Source organism: Bacillus sp. GS3m_15504, from assembly GCF_055825275.1.
This window is the reverse complement of record NZ_JBVVNL010000001.1, coordinates 286,750-303,088: the sequence shown is the minus strand read 5'-3', so window position 1 is coordinate 303,088 and position 16,339 is coordinate 286,750. Positions and strand designations below refer to the sequence as shown.

Sequence of the window (16,339 nt, the reverse complement as noted above, 5' to 3'; positions counted from 1 at the left end):
GAGGTGAAAACAATGAGTTTTAATTTACGCGGTGCTGTATTAGCAAATGTATCTGGTAATACACAAGATCAATTACAAGAAACAATTGTTGATGCAATTCAAAGCGGCGAAGAAAAAATGCTTCCAGGTCTTGGTGTTTTATTTGAAGTCATTTGGAAAAATGCTGATGAAAATGAAAAACACGAAATGTTAGAAACATTAGAGCAAGGATTAAAAAAATAAGCAATTTAAAAATCACCTTTACATAAGCTAAGGTGATTTTTTTCTTCTCCTAAACATTTCTACTTTACTAACGCTACTCGATGGAGTACAATGTTCAAAATACATTTAAACCGATCGATTTTTCTTCATATACACCATTAGATAAAAGGAGTGAATGTTTTATGCACCGTATTACGCTTGAACAAATTTTTAAACACCATATTACACAAAAATACGTAAATCGTTCTGGGATGGTCCACGCGATCGCTGTCGCTTACCATGCGTTTCACTTAGCTAAAAAGCATCACGCCTCAGTCGATGCTGCGACAAAAGCTGGTTTCCTTCATGATATCGGACATCATACGTGGTACACAGGCGGCGAATGGGACTATGACTTATATAAAAAGAATGATATACACGCAATTAAAGGAGCAGAAAGAGCTCATAAATTGCTTATTAGATTAGGAGAGCACCCTAAATTAGCAAAAGAAATTTCTATCGCAATTCTTCTTCATACAGATTCTTTCTTAGTGGAACAAGAAATTGAAAGAACATCTCTACAAAATATTATTAAATGGGCAGACGAAGCAGATGAAGAACCGGGCGGAGCGCATCATTATCGAACGATTTCTTATGAAAAAGCACTAAAAGCAATTCAACAGTTAGACCGTTTAGTAGAGCGTGAATTGCAAATAGAGCAATCGAAATCGAATAACAAAGCAGAACATAGTTATCAATGAGAAAGAGGCATCACTATAGGGTGATACCTCTTTTATTATTTTATGGAAAATAAACCTTTATATGTAATATTTAAATGTTACATTCAAAAAACAAATACTTTACAATTAAATATACAAATATAAAGAGGTGATTTTACATATGCAATCTGCTACACAACTTTCTAATGAACAGAAATACTCTATGTCATGGGGACAATTTATTAGCTCCGTTTTATTCGCTTTTTTCGGAACCGGACTTATTACTGTGTTCCTCGCAATGCCATTAACAATTTATACAGCAGGGCTTACAGATAAAAAACAAATTGCCCTGTATGAATCTATTGTAAATACCGCAAGTATCGTATTACAACTAGCCTTGTTGTTATTCTTCATTTTCAAATTCGAACCCGCAAAAAAATTACTACTAAAATCTTTTAACTTTACAGCACTTAAAGAATGGCGCACATATGTATACTTACTCCTGTTCTTCATGATAAATATCGTACTCAATTACATACTGTTAAATTATGTGTTCCAAGACGCAACGAAGCAGCAATCTTCCGCACTAAACTTAGATGTCTTTAAGCAGTATCAAATATTATTACTTCTCGGCTTCGCCATATTCACACCCATTTTTGAAGAGCTTATTTTCCGTGGTTTTATACTTCGCTTCTTCTCAGAACGCTTTCCATTTTGGATTGCAGCCATCATAACAAGCTTCTTCTTCGGTATCGCTCATACATACTCATTTGGAGTCATGGTCATTACTTTCTTCATGGGATTATTAATGGCGATTTTATGCAAAAAAACAAAATCCATTATTCCAGCTATGTTATTTCATATAATAAATAATACCTTATCTTTCTTATAAGCTAGCCCTTTAACCTATATGATAAAAAGGAGGATTCTTTTGCAATTACACACAAATTTAGATTACCGTACTAACACATCATGGTTACAATTCATTGGAGTTTTATTCTTTCTTTTACTATGCCTCCCAATAATAATTGGGATTTTTCTAGCATTGCCTTTTTGGTTATACGAACAAGCTAATCCAAATACAAATAAACTTTTACTCGAGTCTATAAGCAATAGTAGTTATGACTTAGTATCCTTACTACTATTAATCTTATATATTATGAAATACAAACCAATGAGAGCACTAGTATTACCTGCTATTAATTTTCAAGTTTTAAAATCTTTTCGAATGTACATATATGTTCTCATTTATTATGCAATTAGCCTTTTGGCAGATATGTTTATATTAGATGAATTATTCCCTTTAGCCGTACAAGAACAATCTGATGCATTAGAACTTTCAACACTAGAGCACTATCCTCTCCTCTTGATTCTATCTGGCGGAATTTTTGCACCTATTTTTGAAGAGCTTATATGCAGAGGAATTTTCCTTCGTTTTTTTGAAGAAAAGTTTACTTTTTGGCCAGCTGCAATTCTCTCCAGTTTACTTTTCGGTATTGCTCATACGTATTCTTTAGGAATTATGGTTAGTGCATTTGTAACTGGAATTTTCGCTTGTTTATTGTATAAACAAACGAAATCCATTGTTCCAGCTATACTATTACATATTTTGACCAATGTAATTGCTTTTTCAATGTAAAAAAGAGGTATCACGATGATACCTCTTTTTCTATTCACACTTTCCGATTACTTATAGCATTACTATCCATTTCTAGAAATTTATATATATTTATTAATAATATCCAAAATAAACCTCATGTAGTAAAATATAACTGATTACACAGAAGGAGATTACATATGTTGAGCTTACTTTGGGTTGTTTATATGCCACTTCTTGTTTTATGCGGATTTTTCGGTGGTATTTTTTTAATTGTTACTAGCGTGAAACACCGTAAATTATTTGTCGGTTTAATGGGGCTACTTAGCTTTTCCTTTGTCACACTACCTTTTGTTTTTTGGGGCATGGGAATGGAGGGCAATACAATCCTTCCTATTTCAACTACTTTATATTGGATACTGTTTTCTTTAACTGGATTATTGGCAGGATTAAGTGGATTACAAGCAAAAATTAAAAGTATACGTAATATGGGATTCATTATTTTTATCGCTGGTATATTAGGGGTTATCTTCTGGTTACTCATGACTGTGGGTGATTCATACTATATATAATATTTTTTGAAACTCACAAATCGGAGGTAGTACAGAAGTGTTCGGAATATTAACTTGGATGATTTTAGCTCTTACTTTCATGTTATGTGAATTCATCGTCGGTATTTTTTTAATTATTGGTGGCATGAAACATCGGAAATCACTTACCACTATAGCTGGTTTCATTTGCATATTCCTTATCGTTGTTCCTATCATTTGTATAGGTTCTGGAATAGATTTAGAGGGGATGGGTCCAATTTCGGGAACTTTATATTGGTGCTTCTTCTCTTTAGCTGGACTATTAGCTATTATAAGCGGAAGACAAATATCGAGTATTCGTTCTATGGGGACGATTTTGTTTATAGCAGGGCTTTGCTCCGTAACTGGTTATCATCTTTTATATGTAACTGCATAAAAAGCACAAAAAAGCAGGGAAATTAATTCCCTGCTTTTCTATTTGCTTTATTGCCTGATGGTAAGAAGAACGATAACACCCAAGCAATCCCTGCGAGTATCGTCGCAATTAAGAAAGCATCGTTAATACCGTTAATTGCAGATAACTTCGAAATTTGTCCAAATAATAGCTGCGTGCTCATCGCATCTCCTGCTTGCGCTGAGCCAGCTAAGGCAGCTAAGCTTTGCCCCATGCCATGCACTTTATCAACTAAAATCGGATTTGACGTTGTTAACATGTTTCCATAATCTGCTACGTGAGCAGTCGTTTGTTGCGTCATAAGCGTGATTAATATCGCTGTTCCAATTGAACCAGCTACTTGTCTTGACGTATTTTGCGTTGCTGTACCGTGAGAAATTAATTTCATCGGTAGCGCGTTCATACCAGCTGTCATAATTGGCATCATAATGAATGACATACCAATTGAGCGTATAATATAATCCGTCATAATAACGCTATACGGTGTATCCATCGATAATTTTGTAAATTCATATGTCGCATACGTCGTAATTGCCAATCCAATTATAGCTAATGGACGAATGCCATATTTATCGAATAATTTACCCGCTACTGGTCCCATGATCCCCATAATTAATGATCCTGGAAGAAGTAGTAAACCAGATTCAATTGGCGTGAAGCCACGAATGTTTTGCAGATATACCGGAAGCAATAACATACCTCCGAATAATGCCATCGTAACGATTGCGTTAATTACTAAAGTAAAAGTAAATACTGGATATTTAAACACTTGTAAATCAAGCATTTTATTGTCCGTTGTTAACTCTCTCCAAATAAATAACGCTAAACCAATTACACCGATCACAAGTGAAATAATGACTTCTGCACTAGTCCAACTATTGTTTCCAGCTTCACTAAATCCGTACAATAAGCTTCCTAGTCCAATACTTGAACTAACAACACCGAATACATCTAATTTCGTGTTAGACACTGGCTGAGCTAGTGTAAAGAATTTTAAAGACAGGAACGTAATAATTAAACCAATAATAAACATCGCATAGAACATTAAGTTCCAGCTATAGTTTTCAATCACCCAACCTGTTACAGTTGGTCCGATAGCTGGAGCTAAAATCATCGCTACACCTAATAATCCCATCGCTGCTCCGCGTTTATGAGGCGGGAACAACGTCATGAAGATATTCATACCAACCGGCATTAAAATACCCGCACCAACCGCTTGAATTACGCGGCCTGTCATCATCATTGTAAAGTTTCCTGAAATAGCACAAATGATAGATCCTACCGTAAAGAATAACATTGCAGCTACAAATAATTTACGATACGTAAATCGTGAAACTAAAAAGGCACTAATCGGTACTAAAATACCATTTACAAGCATGAAACCTGTAATTAACCATTGTGCTGTTGAAGTTGATACGTTAAATTCATTCATTAACGGAGGCAATGCAACGTTAATGATTGTTTGGTTTAAAATAGAAACGAACATGCCGAGAATTAATACAGCTACAACTGCTTTTACGTTCACATTCTCTACAGGCATAGACATTTGTTTTTTCGGCACTTCTTTTTCTTGTTTTACTTCTTCTTGCTTTCCTGTTTCTAACTCAACTACATTAGAAATTTCTGGTTCTTGCTTGTGTTCAATGTCTTTCTCTTCTGTTTCTACCTTACTTACTTCTATTTTACTTACGGCTGGGACTTGTTCTTCTCCCATTTTCGTTTTTTTCTTTCGTAAAAGACGATTTACAAGGAAGAAGACGATTATACAAAATAGTGCATATCCTGCAATTACGATTGAGGACATCTCATCTCCCCCTTACTTATGAATACGAACTGTCACATTCATGCCAGGAACAATATTTACTGATTTACTATGATCTAAAGAAATTTTAACTGGTACTACTTGTGTTACTTTCGTATAGTTCGCTGTTGCGTTGCTTGATGGTAACATAGAGAATGTGTTCGCTGTTGTTAAGCCTACTTGCTCTACTTTTCCTGTTAACGTTGTATCTGGGTATGCATCTACATACACATCTACATCTTGACCTTTTTGAACATCATCAACATCTGTTTCTTCAATATTTGCTGTTACCCATAAATTGTTCATATCAAATGCATAAGCGATCGGGCTACCTGCTCCAACGAAAGCATTTGTTGTCGCGTTTGATTGTACAACTGTTGCATTTTGTGGAATTGTTACATCTACTGTTTGTTCTCCATTCGCTGCTGCTACAGTAACAGCACCTAATTTATCATTCTCGTTGTAGTTCTTACCTACTTCAGCTTTCCAGTCAGTTAATTTACCTGCTACTGGTGATGCAATCGGAATTACCTTTCCATCAATTTTTGCATTGTCTGTTTTTAAGTAATTTTCCGCTTGATTGTAATAGTAATAACCGCCAATACCGCCGCCAACTAGTACAATTAATGTGATAATGTTGATAATCACCATTCTTCGAAACTGATTCATTGCATTCCTCTCCTTATATCGCATATAATTTTTTTCTAAACTATTTACGTCCTTATTGTTTAGACTATTTAATTGTTAATTATATTAACTTTTAAACAAAAAAATCACACCATCTGCGGTGTAAATCGAAATTTATCTACCTGCGAGCGGTGCTGATTTCTGAAGGACTATCGTTTATAATTATAAATAATTATTTTAAATCTACAACCGACAATTTACGTATGAAATGTCGCTTAAACAACAATATAATACCAATATGTTGCTTAAGTATAGAAAATTAAACGAGGGGAAATAAAAATGTCTATTAAAAATACAAATGATCCACGTGTAAAGCGGACGAGACAACTCATACAGGATGCTTTTGTCGCTTTAGTAGGCGAAAAAGGGTTTGAAAATGTAACTGTTCAACATATTGCAGAACGTGCTCCTGTAAATCGTGCTACGTTTTATAGCCATTACCACGATAAATATGACTTATTAGACAAAAGCATTGAAGAAATGTTAGAGAAGCTAACAGAAGTTATTAAACCGAAAAATAGAAATAAAGAAGATTTTCAACTTGCCTTTGATTCACCACACCCAAATTTCTTAGCACTGTTTGAACATATCGCAGAAAATGCGAATTTCTATAACGTCATGCTTGGTGATAAAGCTGCCGGAAACTATACGTATAAGATGATGAAAGCAATTCAAACACATTTAACATTAAGCCTCTCTATTTCACAACCTAACGATGAAAAACTAATGGTTCCGCGTGATATTCTCATTAGTTATGTTACCGGTGCCCACCTCGGCATGATTATGTCATGGCTAAAGAGAGGAATGATATATACCCCGCATTTTATGGCCATGCAATTAACTCGTTTAATCATTTTAGGAGCTCATACTGCAGCGGGATTAGAACGACCTTTTTAAAACATAAAAAAGCGAAGGAGAGGCTCCTTCGCTTTTTCTATTAATTAAATGTAATGTTATGTACAGCCTCTTTATCAAGACGTTTAATAACTTCTACAATTAACTTCACTGCGTTTTCATAGTCATCACGGTGTAACATTGCCGCATGAGAATGAATGTAACGCGTTGCAATGGTAATTGCCATAGACGGAATACCATTTACAGCAATATGAATTGCACCTGCATCCGTTCCACCGCCCGCTACTGAATCATATTGATACGGAATTTGTAATTCATCAGCAACATCAACTACAAAGTCACGTAAACCGGTATGACCGATAACAGAAGCATCATATAAAATGATCTGTGGTCCATCACCCATTTTACTTTGCGCTTCTTTTGACGTTACCCCCGGTGTATCACCAGCGATACCAACATCTACTGCGAATGCGATATCTGGTTTAATATAGTTTGCAGATGTTTTCGCACCACGAAGACCGACTTCTTCTTGTACAGTCCCTACGCCGTATACAACGTTTGGATGCTTTTCATCTTTTAATTGTTTTAATACGTCAATTGCAATTGCACAACCAATTCGGTTATCCCATGCTTTTGCAAGTAACATTTTTTCATTCTTCATCACTTGGAATTCAAAGTAAGGTACAACTTGATCTCCTGGTCGTACGCCCCACTCCATTGCTTCTTCTTGGCTAGAAGCACCAATATCGATGAACATGTCTTTAATTTCAACTGGCTTTTTACGCGCTTCTGGAGGTAAGATATGCGGTGGTTTTGAACCGATTACACCTGTTACATCTCCTTTACGCGTTACAATTGTCACGCGCTGCGCAAGCATAACTTGTGACCACCAGCCACCAACTGTTTGGAAACGAAGGAAACCTTTGTCATCAATTTGCGTGATCATAAAGCCAACTTCATCTAAATGACCTGCAACCATAATTTTCGGGCCGTTTTCTTCCCCTACTTTTTTCGCAACTAAACTTCCTAAATTATCAGTAGAAAGTTCGTCCGCAAACGGCTCAATATATTTCTTCATTACTTCACGTGGTTCACGCTCGTTACCCGCAATACCGCGTGCATCTGTTAATTCTTTTAGCATTGTCAATGTCTCGTCTAATTTTGTCATTGCCAACACCCTCCTTTTTCTTCAGTCACTTCATTATACAAAAGGAAATTGAAATATTCAAAAAATAAATTAGTATCCTTGTGTTTGACGCTGATGATTTACTTCGTTTTTATCTAAATATGCCTTTTCAATCTCTTCTTGCTCAAACTCAAGTGCTTGTCCAAGTCGAAGATAGCTTGTAAATAATTCAATATAGTTCGTAATAGATGGTTGATCTGTAAAACGAATCACCTTCGCATATGTGTCTAAGAAAATTTCTACTTGTGTTTTATTCGTCTGTGCACACTTATAGAATAAGAAGTTTTTATCAATACCTAAATCAATTCCGATTGATAAAATAAAATGCAAACCATCTACGTATTCTTCTAATATTACTTCACGTTCTGATGCTGGTTTGTTGCTCCAATATTTAAAACAACGTGTTTCATTTGCAAGTTCTCCAATTTCAACAAGAAGAGCTAACATTTTTTCTTTTAACAATTTTTTCGGTTGTAAGTCATGCTCCTTCGCAATACGGTCATCTAATTCTTTTTGTAATTTAAATAGTTGTAGTAAGTCCATTCTATTGTCCTCCTCCAACATCGTATGTTACGCAACAATGTTGTTTCATCTCAAAGTTCATTATTATTTTTCGTTTCTTATTAATAAGTCAGCCATTTACCTCTTTACAAAATAGCTTGTCCTTAATTTACAAATACGTTTCAATCATCACGATTAGATTGTTCACTCCGATTGGTGATAGTTAATACTTATCCAGGAATTACCCACTAATAAAAATGTTATTTTATCTGATGAAAGTTCCATATCATCTTTCCATTATAGCAGTGTCGTTTCAGGTAGGAAAGATACTCTTCTTTCCAAAGAGTGATAATTAAAAGAAGCCAGGAGGATTCTCCTGGCTTCATATATATATTCTTCTATATTACTATAACTTTTATATTGATTTTGTCATATCGATAACGACATACTTCTCTTTGCAAACAAATAAAAAAACCTTAGAAGAAAAATCTTCTAAGGTTTCAACTAATTAATTAGTTAATGTTGTTTTTTGCAACTGTTGCTAATTCAGCGAAAGCTTTTTCGTCATGAACAGCTAAGTCAGCAAGCATCTTGCGGTTAACTTCGATGCCAGCATTTTTAAGACCGTGCATTAAGCGGCTGTAAGAAAGACCATTCATACGAGCTGCTGCGTTGATACGTGTAATCCATAATTTACGGAAGTCACGTTTCTTTTGACGGCGGTCACGGAATGCATACATTAGAGATTTCATAACCTGTTGGTTAGCAACCTTGAATAATGTATTTTTTGAACCGTAGTAACCTTTTGCTAATTTAATTACTTTTTTACGACGTTGACGAGTAACTGTACCACCTTTTACTCTTGGCATAATATTACCTCCTAATTGTTCTATATATCAGCCGAACTTATTTTAAGTTGTCAAGCATTTGACGAATGCGTTTGAAGTCACCAGCGCTTACTACACCAGCTTTACGTAGTTTACGTTTAGCTTTTGTAGATTTGTTAGCGAATAAATGGCTTGTGTAAGCGTGAGAACGTTTCAGTTTACCTGATCCAGTCTTTTTGAAACGCTTTGCAGCGCCGCGATGAGTTTTTTGTTTAGGCATAGGTATTTCCTCCTCTATCTATTACTTATCGTTTTTCGGTGCTAAAACTAAGAACATACTGCGTCCTTCCATTTTAGGCTTAGATTCGATTGTACTAACTTCAGCACAAGCTTCTGAGAAGCGATCTAAAACACGTTGACCGATTTCTTTATGAGTAATGGCACGTCCTTTAAAGCGAATTGACGCTTTAACCTTGTCGCCTTTCTCTAAAAACTTGATAGCATTACGAAGTTTTGTGTTAAAGTCGTGTTCATCAATTGTTGGACTTAAACGAACTTCTTTCATGCTAATTACTTTTTGATTTTTGCGCTGTTCTTTTTCTTTCTTCTGTTGCTCAAAGCGGAATTTACCGTAGTCCATAATGCGGCATACTGGCGGTTTCGCATTTGGAGCAACTAATACTAAATCAAGATTAAGATTTGCAGCTAAGTCTAAAGCGTCATTACGAGACTTGATTCCAAGTTGATCGCCATTTGCGCCAACTAAACGTACTTCACGTGCACGAATTTGCTCGTTAATCATCATATCCTTGCTAATAGTAAGCCACCTCCAAGGTTTTCTCAGAACATAGTTTGTAGTCATAGAACCCGACAAAAAAAGTGCGGGCATACGACACCCACACTTGTAAAATCTTAAGTAAGAAATACATTTACCTGTAAACTGCGAATGCGTCCATCAGGTGAGAAGCGGGTGCTTCTACTTGTTCCACAAAACAATATTCTATTATCCTTGATGAGTTTATCATAGGACATGACGTCTGTCAAGAAGACGCTATGTGTTTTACTAACAACAAGAAATATTGTAACAAACAACTAACATACTTGCAATACTTTTTTACGATAAGTGTTACATGGTTTTTTTTTCTAATTTTTCTTACTCATATTACACAGAAAAGCCGCGGTATACCGCGGCTTTTTCTTATCGTTTTCCTTCTACTTTAATCATATCAACAAAAGCATCTAATGCGATTGTTTCTGATTTTTGTTCACCGTATTTACGTACGTTTACGCCGTTTTCAGTTACTTCATTGTCACCTACTACAAGCATGTACGGAATTTTTTGCATTTGTGCTTCACGGATTTTGTAACCAATTTTCTCTTCACGAGTATCTAATTCAACACGGATACCAGCACGGCGCAATTCGTCTTGTACTTTCTTCGCATAGTCTAAATGTACTTGCGGAGAAACTGGAATTACTTGTACTTGAACTGGAGCTAACCAAGTTGGGAATGCACCTTTGTATTCTTCAATTAAGAATGCTACGAAACGTTCCATAGTTGATACAACACCACGGTGAATTACAACTGGACGGTGTTGTTTACCGTCTTCACCAACGTAAGATAGTTCAAAGCGTTCTGGAAGTAAGAAGTCTAATTGTACAGTTGAAAGTGTTTCGTCTTTTCCAAGAGCAGTACGAACTTGAACGTCAAGTTTTGGACCGTAGAATGCCGCTTCACCTTCAGCTTCGTAGTAATCAAGACCCATTTCATCCATAGCTTCTTTTAACATACCTTGTGCTTTTTCCCACATCTCATCATCAGCATAGTACTTTTTAGTATCTTCTGGGTCGCGATAAGATAGACGGAATGAGTAGTTCTCTAAACCGAAATCTTTGTACACTTCTAGAGTTAAGTTTACAACACGTTTTAACTCTTCTTTAATTTGATCTGGGCGAACGAAAATGTGCGCATCGTTTAAAGTCATTCCGCGTACACGTTGTAATCCAGATAACGCACCTGACATTTCATAGCGGTGCATTGTTCCAAGTTCCGCAATACGGATTGGTAATTCACGGTAGCTGTGAATATCGTTTTTATAAACCATCATGTGGTGAGGGCAGTTCATTGGACGAAGAACTAACTCTTCATTATCCATTTCCATTGATGGGAACATACCATCACGGTAGTGATTCCAGTGACCAGAAGTTTCATAAAGCTCTCTGCTTCCTAGTACTGGAGTATATACGTGATCATAGCCTAAGCTTGCTTCTTTATCAACGATGTAACGCTCGATAATGCGGCGGATTGTTGCACCTTTTGGTAACCAAAGTGGTAAACCTTGTCCTACTTTTTGGCTATTAGTAAATAGTTTTAATTCTTTACCTAATTTACGGTGATCGCGCTCTTTCGCTTCTTCAAGCATACGTAAGTGCTCATCTAATTCTGCTTTCTTAACAAATGCAGTACCGTAAATACGTTGTAGCATTTTATTATTGCTATCGCCGCGCCAGTAAGCACCCGCAACGCTTAATAATTTAAATACTTTAATTTTTCCTGTAGATGGAAGGTGAACACCACGGCAAAGGTCGAAGAATTCGCCTTGCTCATAAATTGAAATAACTGCATCTTCTGGAAGATCATTAATTAAATCTAATTTTAACTCATCGCCGATTTCTTCAAAGCGACGAATTGCTTCTGCACGTGGTACTTCATGACGAACGATTTCTAAGTTCTCGTTCACAATCTTTTGCATTTCTTTTTCGATTTTCTTGAAGTCTTCAACTGTAATTGCTTCTTCCATATCAATATCGTAGTAGAAGCCATTTTCAATTACTGGACCAATACCAAGCTCAACCTTAACATCTTTATATAAACGTTTTAACGCTTGCGCTAAAAGGTGAGCTGTTGAGTGGCGTAAAATATATAAGCCATCTTCAGAATCTAATGTAATGATAGAAACTGCACCATCTTCTTCGATTGGTGTAACAAGATCAATCATCTCATCATTTAATTTTCCAGCCACAGCTTTTTTCTTTAAGCCTGGGCTAATAGAAGCTGCGATTTCTTCAGTTGTTACGCCTTTTGGAAACTCCTTCACAGCTCCATCAGGGAAAGTAATTTTAACTACATCTGCCATCACTGGTCACTCCTCTTTTTCTCAAAATAAAAAACACTCATCCCGTAAAAAGGGACGAGTGTTGAATTCGTGGTTCCACCCTTGTTCCAATTAACCTTATTGTTAATTGCTCAAGTTCAACATAACGGTGTTGTCCGTTAGCAATTACTAGAAAACCGTTCACTGCTAAAGTTTAGAGGTGGTAAGTAATAATCCCGTACTAGGAAGCTCACACCCTAAGGCTTCCCTCTCTGAAAATCGTAGAAAACTACTCATGTCCTCATCATGACATTTCAATATATTTCATTTATGTAGGTAATTATATGCTCAAAAACTTAGAAAATCAAGGGCGTTACCTTTATTTTTTAAATTTTTCACATTGCGCTCAAACTCATGTAATCCATGTAATTGTACCCGTTCTTGAAATACATTTCGCAAAGTAATAATCATATTATGGTCTTGTTCTTTCGTATATAAATAAATTTTTTTCGGCGAAATAGAAAGAAGTGGTGCAATTACTTTCGTATCAATATATACATCCTTTTGTTTTAATAAGTCTTCATCCATATATTGAACCAATTTCTCTTGTTTTAAACGTCTACCTTTATCATCATAGAAAATAAAACTTTCATCAAAAATAAGATGCACACATGACAAACGTGATTTCCGGCTACGGACTTGTTGCCGGAGCGTCTCAATAAACATTTGATATTCTTGTTCTAACTTATACTCATCAATCGCAACTTCAGCAAGCTTAGCTACCATTTCCCTATATGTACGAAGACGAAAACGAACATATGATGAAAACGAGAATGAAAGCGGATCACAAAGCCAGTTATTTAAAGAGGATTTAATATATGATTCAAATGTGTGACGTGTTAATTCACGAGCAATCCCTTTTCTTCTTCCTTTTAAAATCTCTTGTGCCATATGCAATATTTGATGACACTCTTCCTCTTCTTCATAAAAAAACTTCTCTTTTAAGATTGTATATATCCACTCATTTTGTTTCACATTCACAATGAAATATACCATGACTGGTAATAAAATCTTTTCAATATAATTTGATTCACATACTGGTATGTGAATCACCACTTTTTGGTCCTGTAAATACACACTCGTTTCCTTATATAACAGTTCCGCTCTTTTCAGTAGTTGTCTATATACGTGCATAGCATCATTTTTTTCTTCGAAGCAAATTTCAATCACTTTTGTCCCCCCTTTTATCCCTGCTCTAAAGGACTGTATCTATACGTTACAAATCCTATAAGAGTCCGTCCCGCGTGAAAGTTCACTCTTAGTAGAATTACATTTCTTATCGTTAGAAAATCCACTCGATATGGCTTGCTAATTTTATATATATTAAGGGAGGGAGAAAAAAATGATACAAGCTACTCGGAATTTTCAATAAGAACTTTTCATTTTATAATTCGGCTACTTTAAAAAGCGTTTAACTACGAAAAAAAGAGCAAGCTTTTCAGCTTGCTCTTTACTTATGACGACGGTTTTTCCCGCCAATAGGAATTGGTTTCGCCAAATATTTAATGCGTTCCATAATACGAGCTGCTTTCATTTCTTCCGCTTCACCACGCTGCGTATATGTTAAATGATGTTCTAGTTGTTTAAAATCAAAGTTAGACGTAAAGAACGTCGGTAAGTTTTCTAACATACGGAATTGCAAAATTGCACCGAGTACATCATCACGCACAAAGCTTGACATCGCTTCTGCTCCAATATCATCTAGCATTAAAACTTGTACGCGTTTCACCGCATCAATCTTTTCCCCAATCGAATTATCTTGAATTGAACTTTTAATTTCACGTAGAAATTCAGGGAAATATACGAGCATTGAACTGATTTTCTTTCGAGCAAGCTCATTCGCAATTGCTCCTAACAAATACGTTTTTCCTACACCAAATTTACCGTACAAATATAAACCTTGTACTTTTTTACCAGGTTCATATGTACTTAAAAATTCATTGGCTGCACCAATTGCATCAATACGAGCATCTAAATCTGAAGGGTCTAAGTTTTCCATCGTTGCTTGTAAAATGTCAGTCGGCATATATACACTCTGAACGAGCTTTTCATATTTCTTTCTTTCGTCATAGGCTACTTTTCTCACGCAACGATCGTATTGAATATCAATCATCTTCCCTTGGATAACGAGCTTTGGCTCATACCCTTGCAGCATGTTTTTACACGAACCTAGATCCGGACAATCCGCGCAACCTACACTTTGTCCAATATATTCGTATAATTTCACAAGACTGCGCTCGATCATAGAAGTTGTTACTTCCCCTCGATGTTCGTCTATAAATTCTTTCACACGCGGATGTGCCATTACTTCCGCCTTTAATACTTCATATCTATTTTTAAAATTTTCATTTTCCATTAATTTTGCAAATGAATTTTGAATATGCTCCATTTCCTCACCTCAAAGAGCGTTCATTCTCTTCTATTAATCACGCTTATATTTTTTTAACACTTCTTCTAGTCGTTTCCGTTCATCCTCTAACGTACTTGCACCTTTTTCAGCACTTGCATCTTTTTTCACAGTTTCTTTCTCTTGTTCTTTCGGCTCTTCTTTCAGCCAATCTGGTACCATTTCTTTTCGTACCGTTTTCTTCGATGTACGGCCTTTCTTCTTCGTCTCAGCCCATTCTTGATATTGACGGTTTTCTTCTTTCGCTAACGCCATTGCTTCAGCTACTGTACCGACCTTTTTACGTGCCCAATGTCCAGCAATCTTCTCCACATACGTTTTCGCAAGTTTCATATCTGAGCGTAGCATAACGTAATAAATAAGTACATTCACAACACCTGGCGTTAATTTTTGATTGATCATTACATCTTCAACGATTTGCAAGTCAGCCTTCGTCGCCTCTGCACCACCAGAGATTTCTTTCAATAGTTGCTTTGGTGAGATTTCCTCTAGCTGTTTGATTAACATCTCTTCTTGCGTAGAAGGCTCTTTTTCTTTCATCATACGTGCAGCGTGAGGCTGTACTCTTTCACTTAATACAGGTAACGCTTGACCGTTTTCGAACTGATACCAATCACGTGCTCCTTTTCTAAGCCTTTCCATATCAATTGTCTGCATCTCTGTCACCGCACCAAGAACGATATTTTGCATCGATAACACATCTACATCATACACGTAAGCAAGTGTAATGACACATTCTCGCACTTGATCTGTAATCGCCTTTTTAGGGACAAGAGCGGACAAGCCGTCTACAAATAAGGAGAAATCAAAGAAATCATTCCAAACTTTTGGAGCGTCCCCCTTTTCATTACTTGGCATAGCTGTCGTTTTTGGAATACGAAGGTCTTCTTGCGCATGCTCAAGCTGCCCTGGATTAAACGAACCAAACACATCGTTAAAAGAACGCGTAACATTTTCATAAGATGCAAAATCAAATTCTTCTTCTAAGAAATAATGCTTTACTTGATTATATTTTGTCCGACTCAATCGATTGTATAAAAAGATACTTAAAACAATATCATCAAAAAACTGCTTCGGAGATAAAGGTGGTTGCAGCTCATATATAAACATTCGAATATCTTTTTCTTTCTTAATATATACTTTCAAAAGTCCAATTGCCTCTAACTTTACTCGTTCCTCATATACTTCGGGAAGCTGCATTTGCATAGTCACCATAAGGGAATGATGCGTATTCTCTTTTCCAAATACACGATCTTGCTCTAACTCTCCCCATAGCGTCATGTACAAGCTAAAAGCTCTACTACCTATTAACGGCTGATATAACATCGTTAATACTTTTCGGTCGTAATTATGCAATAACCCTTTCGCACTTACTTTATAACGATCAATCGGCAATAGCTCCATCCATGACTGTTTTTCCATTCTTGCTTTTCCTTTCTCT

Annotated in this window: 18 protein-coding genes and 2 other annotated features; of the genes, 7 read left to right on the top strand and 11 right to left on the bottom strand. The window is 36.1% G+C overall.

The features are described 5' to 3' along the window. Window positions 1-12 precede the first annotated feature (12 nt). From sspI to AC0L0O_RS01735, 6 genes are all read left to right on the top strand, one after another. Window positions 13-222, top strand: coding sequence for a small acid-soluble spore protein SspI (gene sspI / locus AC0L0O_RS01760; RefSeq protein WP_000009513.1), 210 nt, complete (start codon window positions 13-15; stop codon window positions 220-222). A 161-nt stretch (window positions 223-383) separates the two neighbouring features. After that, window positions 384-941 carry an HD domain-containing protein gene (locus AC0L0O_RS01755; protein ID WP_000554788.1) on the top strand — a complete coding sequence of 186 codons (558 nt, stop codon included), beginning with the start codon at window positions 384-386 and terminating at the stop codon, window positions 939-941. Between the two features lie 139 nt (window positions 942-1,080). After that, complete coding sequence (locus AC0L0O_RS01750) at window positions 1,081-1,791, top strand: CPBP family intramembrane glutamic endopeptidase (RefSeq protein WP_001190245.1); 711 nt, start codon at window positions 1,081-1,083, stop codon at window positions 1,789-1,791. A gap of 18 nt (window positions 1,792-1,809) precedes the next feature. Next, window positions 1,810-2,538 (top strand): CPBP family intramembrane glutamic endopeptidase, encoded by a 729-nt coding sequence (locus AC0L0O_RS01745; protein ID WP_003305539.1) that lies wholly within the window; start codon window positions 1,810-1,812, stop codon window positions 2,536-2,538. Between the two features lie 158 nt (window positions 2,539-2,696). Next, complete coding sequence (locus AC0L0O_RS01740; protein WP_000950049.1) at window positions 2,697-3,068, top strand: hypothetical protein; 372 nt, start codon at window positions 2,697-2,699, stop codon at window positions 3,066-3,068. 37 nt (window positions 3,069-3,105) lie between these two features. Then, window positions 3,106-3,462, top strand: coding sequence for an ammonia permease (locus tag AC0L0O_RS01735; protein WP_473785630.1), 357 nt, complete (start codon window positions 3,106-3,108; stop codon window positions 3,460-3,462). A gap of 22 nt (window positions 3,463-3,484) precedes the next feature. On the opposite strand, the gene AC0L0O_RS01730 is transcribed toward AC0L0O_RS01735, so the two are convergent. Further along, the gene (locus tag AC0L0O_RS01730; RefSeq protein WP_428888943.1) at window positions 3,485-5,284 is read right to left on the bottom strand and encodes a DHA2 family efflux MFS transporter permease subunit; all 1,800 of its coding nucleotides are present in this window, start codon (window positions 5,282-5,284) and stop codon (window positions 3,485-3,487) included. A 12-nt stretch (window positions 5,285-5,296) separates the two neighbouring features. Further along, complete coding sequence (locus AC0L0O_RS01725; RefSeq protein WP_001071404.1) at window positions 5,297-5,950, bottom strand: HlyD family secretion protein; 654 nt, start codon at window positions 5,948-5,950, stop codon at window positions 5,297-5,299. Between the two features lie 297 nt (window positions 5,951-6,247). Between AC0L0O_RS01725 and AC0L0O_RS01720 the strand changes: the two genes are divergently transcribed. Beyond that, on the top strand, window positions 6,248-6,865 hold the full coding sequence (locus tag AC0L0O_RS01720; protein ID WP_000023665.1) for a TetR/AcrR family transcriptional regulator: 618 nt from the start codon (window positions 6,248-6,250) through the stop codon (window positions 6,863-6,865). Window positions 6,866-6,905: 40 nt separating this feature from the next. On the opposite strand, the gene AC0L0O_RS01715 is transcribed toward AC0L0O_RS01720, so the two are convergent. The 9 genes from AC0L0O_RS01715 to AC0L0O_RS01675 form a co-directional block, all read right to left on the bottom strand. After that, complete coding sequence (locus AC0L0O_RS01715) at window positions 6,906-7,991, bottom strand: M42 family metallopeptidase (RefSeq protein WP_000163568.1); 1,086 nt, start codon at window positions 7,989-7,991, stop codon at window positions 6,906-6,908. 69 nt (window positions 7,992-8,060) lie between these two features. Then, complete coding sequence (locus AC0L0O_RS01710; RefSeq protein ID WP_000365050.1) at window positions 8,061-8,552, bottom strand: dUTP diphosphatase; 492 nt, start codon at window positions 8,550-8,552, stop codon at window positions 8,061-8,063. Window positions 8,553-9,022: 470 nt separating this feature from the next. Next, on the bottom strand, window positions 9,023-9,379 hold the full coding sequence (gene rplT / locus AC0L0O_RS01705) for a 50S ribosomal protein L20 (protein ID WP_001138362.1): 357 nt from the start codon (window positions 9,377-9,379) through the stop codon (window positions 9,023-9,025). Between the two features lie 37 nt (window positions 9,380-9,416). Further along, on the bottom strand, window positions 9,417-9,617 hold the full coding sequence (gene rpmI / locus AC0L0O_RS01700; protein ID WP_001125945.1) for a 50S ribosomal protein L35: 201 nt from the start codon (window positions 9,615-9,617) through the stop codon (window positions 9,417-9,419). A 21-nt stretch (window positions 9,618-9,638) separates the two neighbouring features. Continuing rightward, entirely contained in the window at window positions 9,639-10,142 is a 504-nt protein-coding gene (gene infC / locus AC0L0O_RS01695) for a translation initiation factor IF-3 (protein WP_000973214.1), read from the bottom strand. 62 nt (window positions 10,143-10,204) lie between these two features. Continuing rightward, window positions 10,205-10,325: a sequence feature (ribosomal protein L20 leader region), on the bottom strand. Between the two features lie 210 nt (window positions 10,326-10,535). Then, a complete protein-coding gene (thrS, locus tag AC0L0O_RS01690; RefSeq protein ID WP_000786086.1) occupies window positions 10,536-12,473 on the bottom strand; it encodes a threonine--tRNA ligase in 1,938 nt (645 codons plus the stop codon). A gap of 47 nt (window positions 12,474-12,520) precedes the next feature. Further along, window positions 12,521-12,748 (bottom strand) — a binding site (T-box leader). Window positions 12,749-12,779: 31 nt separating this feature from the next. Next, window positions 12,780-13,661: a putative sporulation protein YtxC gene (ytxC, locus tag AC0L0O_RS01685; RefSeq protein WP_000569612.1), complete on the bottom strand. Its 882-nt coding sequence runs from the start codon at window positions 13,659-13,661 to the stop codon at window positions 12,780-12,782. Between the two features lie 280 nt (window positions 13,662-13,941). Then, on the bottom strand, window positions 13,942-14,880 hold the full coding sequence (gene dnaI, locus AC0L0O_RS01680; protein WP_000400112.1) for a primosomal protein DnaI: 939 nt from the start codon (window positions 14,878-14,880) through the stop codon (window positions 13,942-13,944). A 33-nt stretch (window positions 14,881-14,913) separates the two neighbouring features. Continuing rightward, window positions 14,914-16,320, bottom strand: a complete 1,407-nt coding sequence (locus tag AC0L0O_RS01675) for a replication initiation and membrane attachment family protein (RefSeq protein ID WP_000415044.1) — start codon at window positions 16,318-16,320, stop codon at window positions 14,914-14,916. Window positions 16,321-16,339: the final 19 nt, after the last annotated feature.

Bases quoted from the DNA above. Each gene is read 5' to 3' on its own strand.
- AC0L0O_RS01755 (WP_000554788.1), top strand. From the start codon at position 384: ATGCACCGTATTACGCTTGAACAAATTTTTAAACACCATATTACACAA.
- AC0L0O_RS01720 (WP_000023665.1), top strand. From the start codon at position 6,248: ATGTCTATTAAAAATACAAATGATCCACGTGTAAAGCGGACGAGACAA.
- AC0L0O_RS01710 (WP_000365050.1), bottom strand. From the start codon at position 8,552: ATGGACTTACTACAACTATTTAAATTACAAAAAGAATTAGATGACCGT.
- AC0L0O_RS01725 (WP_001071404.1), bottom strand. From the start codon at position 5,950: ATGAATCAGTTTCGAAGAATGGTGATTATCAACATTATCACATTAATT.
- AC0L0O_RS01730 (WP_428888943.1), bottom strand. From the start codon at position 5,284: ATGTCCTCAATCGTAATTGCAGGATATGCACTATTTTGTATAATCGTC.
- sspI (WP_000009513.1), top strand. From the start codon at position 13: ATGAGTTTTAATTTACGCGGTGCTGTATTAGCAAATGTATCTGGTAAT.
- dnaI (WP_000400112.1), bottom strand. From the start codon at position 14,880: ATGGAGCATATTCAAAATTCATTTGCAAAATTAATGGAAAATGAAAAT.
- rplT (WP_001138362.1), bottom strand. From the start codon at position 9,379: ATGCCAAGAGTAAAAGGTGGTACAGTTACTCGTCAACGTCGTAAAAAA.
- AC0L0O_RS01740 (WP_000950049.1), top strand. From the start codon at position 2,697: ATGTTGAGCTTACTTTGGGTTGTTTATATGCCACTTCTTGTTTTATGC.
- infC (WP_000973214.1), bottom strand. From the start codon at position 10,142: ATGATGATTAACGAGCAAATTCGTGCACGTGAAGTACGTTTAGTTGGC.
- AC0L0O_RS01750 (WP_001190245.1), top strand. From the start codon at position 1,081: ATGCAATCTGCTACACAACTTTCTAATGAACAGAAATACTCTATGTCA.
- AC0L0O_RS01675 (WP_000415044.1), bottom strand. From the start codon at position 16,320: ATGGAAAAACAGTCATGGATGGAGCTATTGCCGATTGATCGTTATAAA.
- thrS (WP_000786086.1), bottom strand. From the start codon at position 12,473: ATGGCAGATGTAGTTAAAATTACTTTCCCTGATGGAGCTGTGAAGGAG.
- rpmI (WP_001125945.1), bottom strand. From the start codon at position 9,617: ATGCCTAAACAAAAAACTCATCGCGGCGCTGCAAAGCGTTTCAAAAAG.
- AC0L0O_RS01745 (WP_003305539.1), top strand. From the start codon at position 1,810: ATGATAAAAAGGAGGATTCTTTTGCAATTACACACAAATTTAGATTAC.
- AC0L0O_RS01715 (WP_000163568.1), bottom strand. From the start codon at position 7,991: ATGACAAAATTAGACGAGACATTGACAATGCTAAAAGAATTAACAGAT.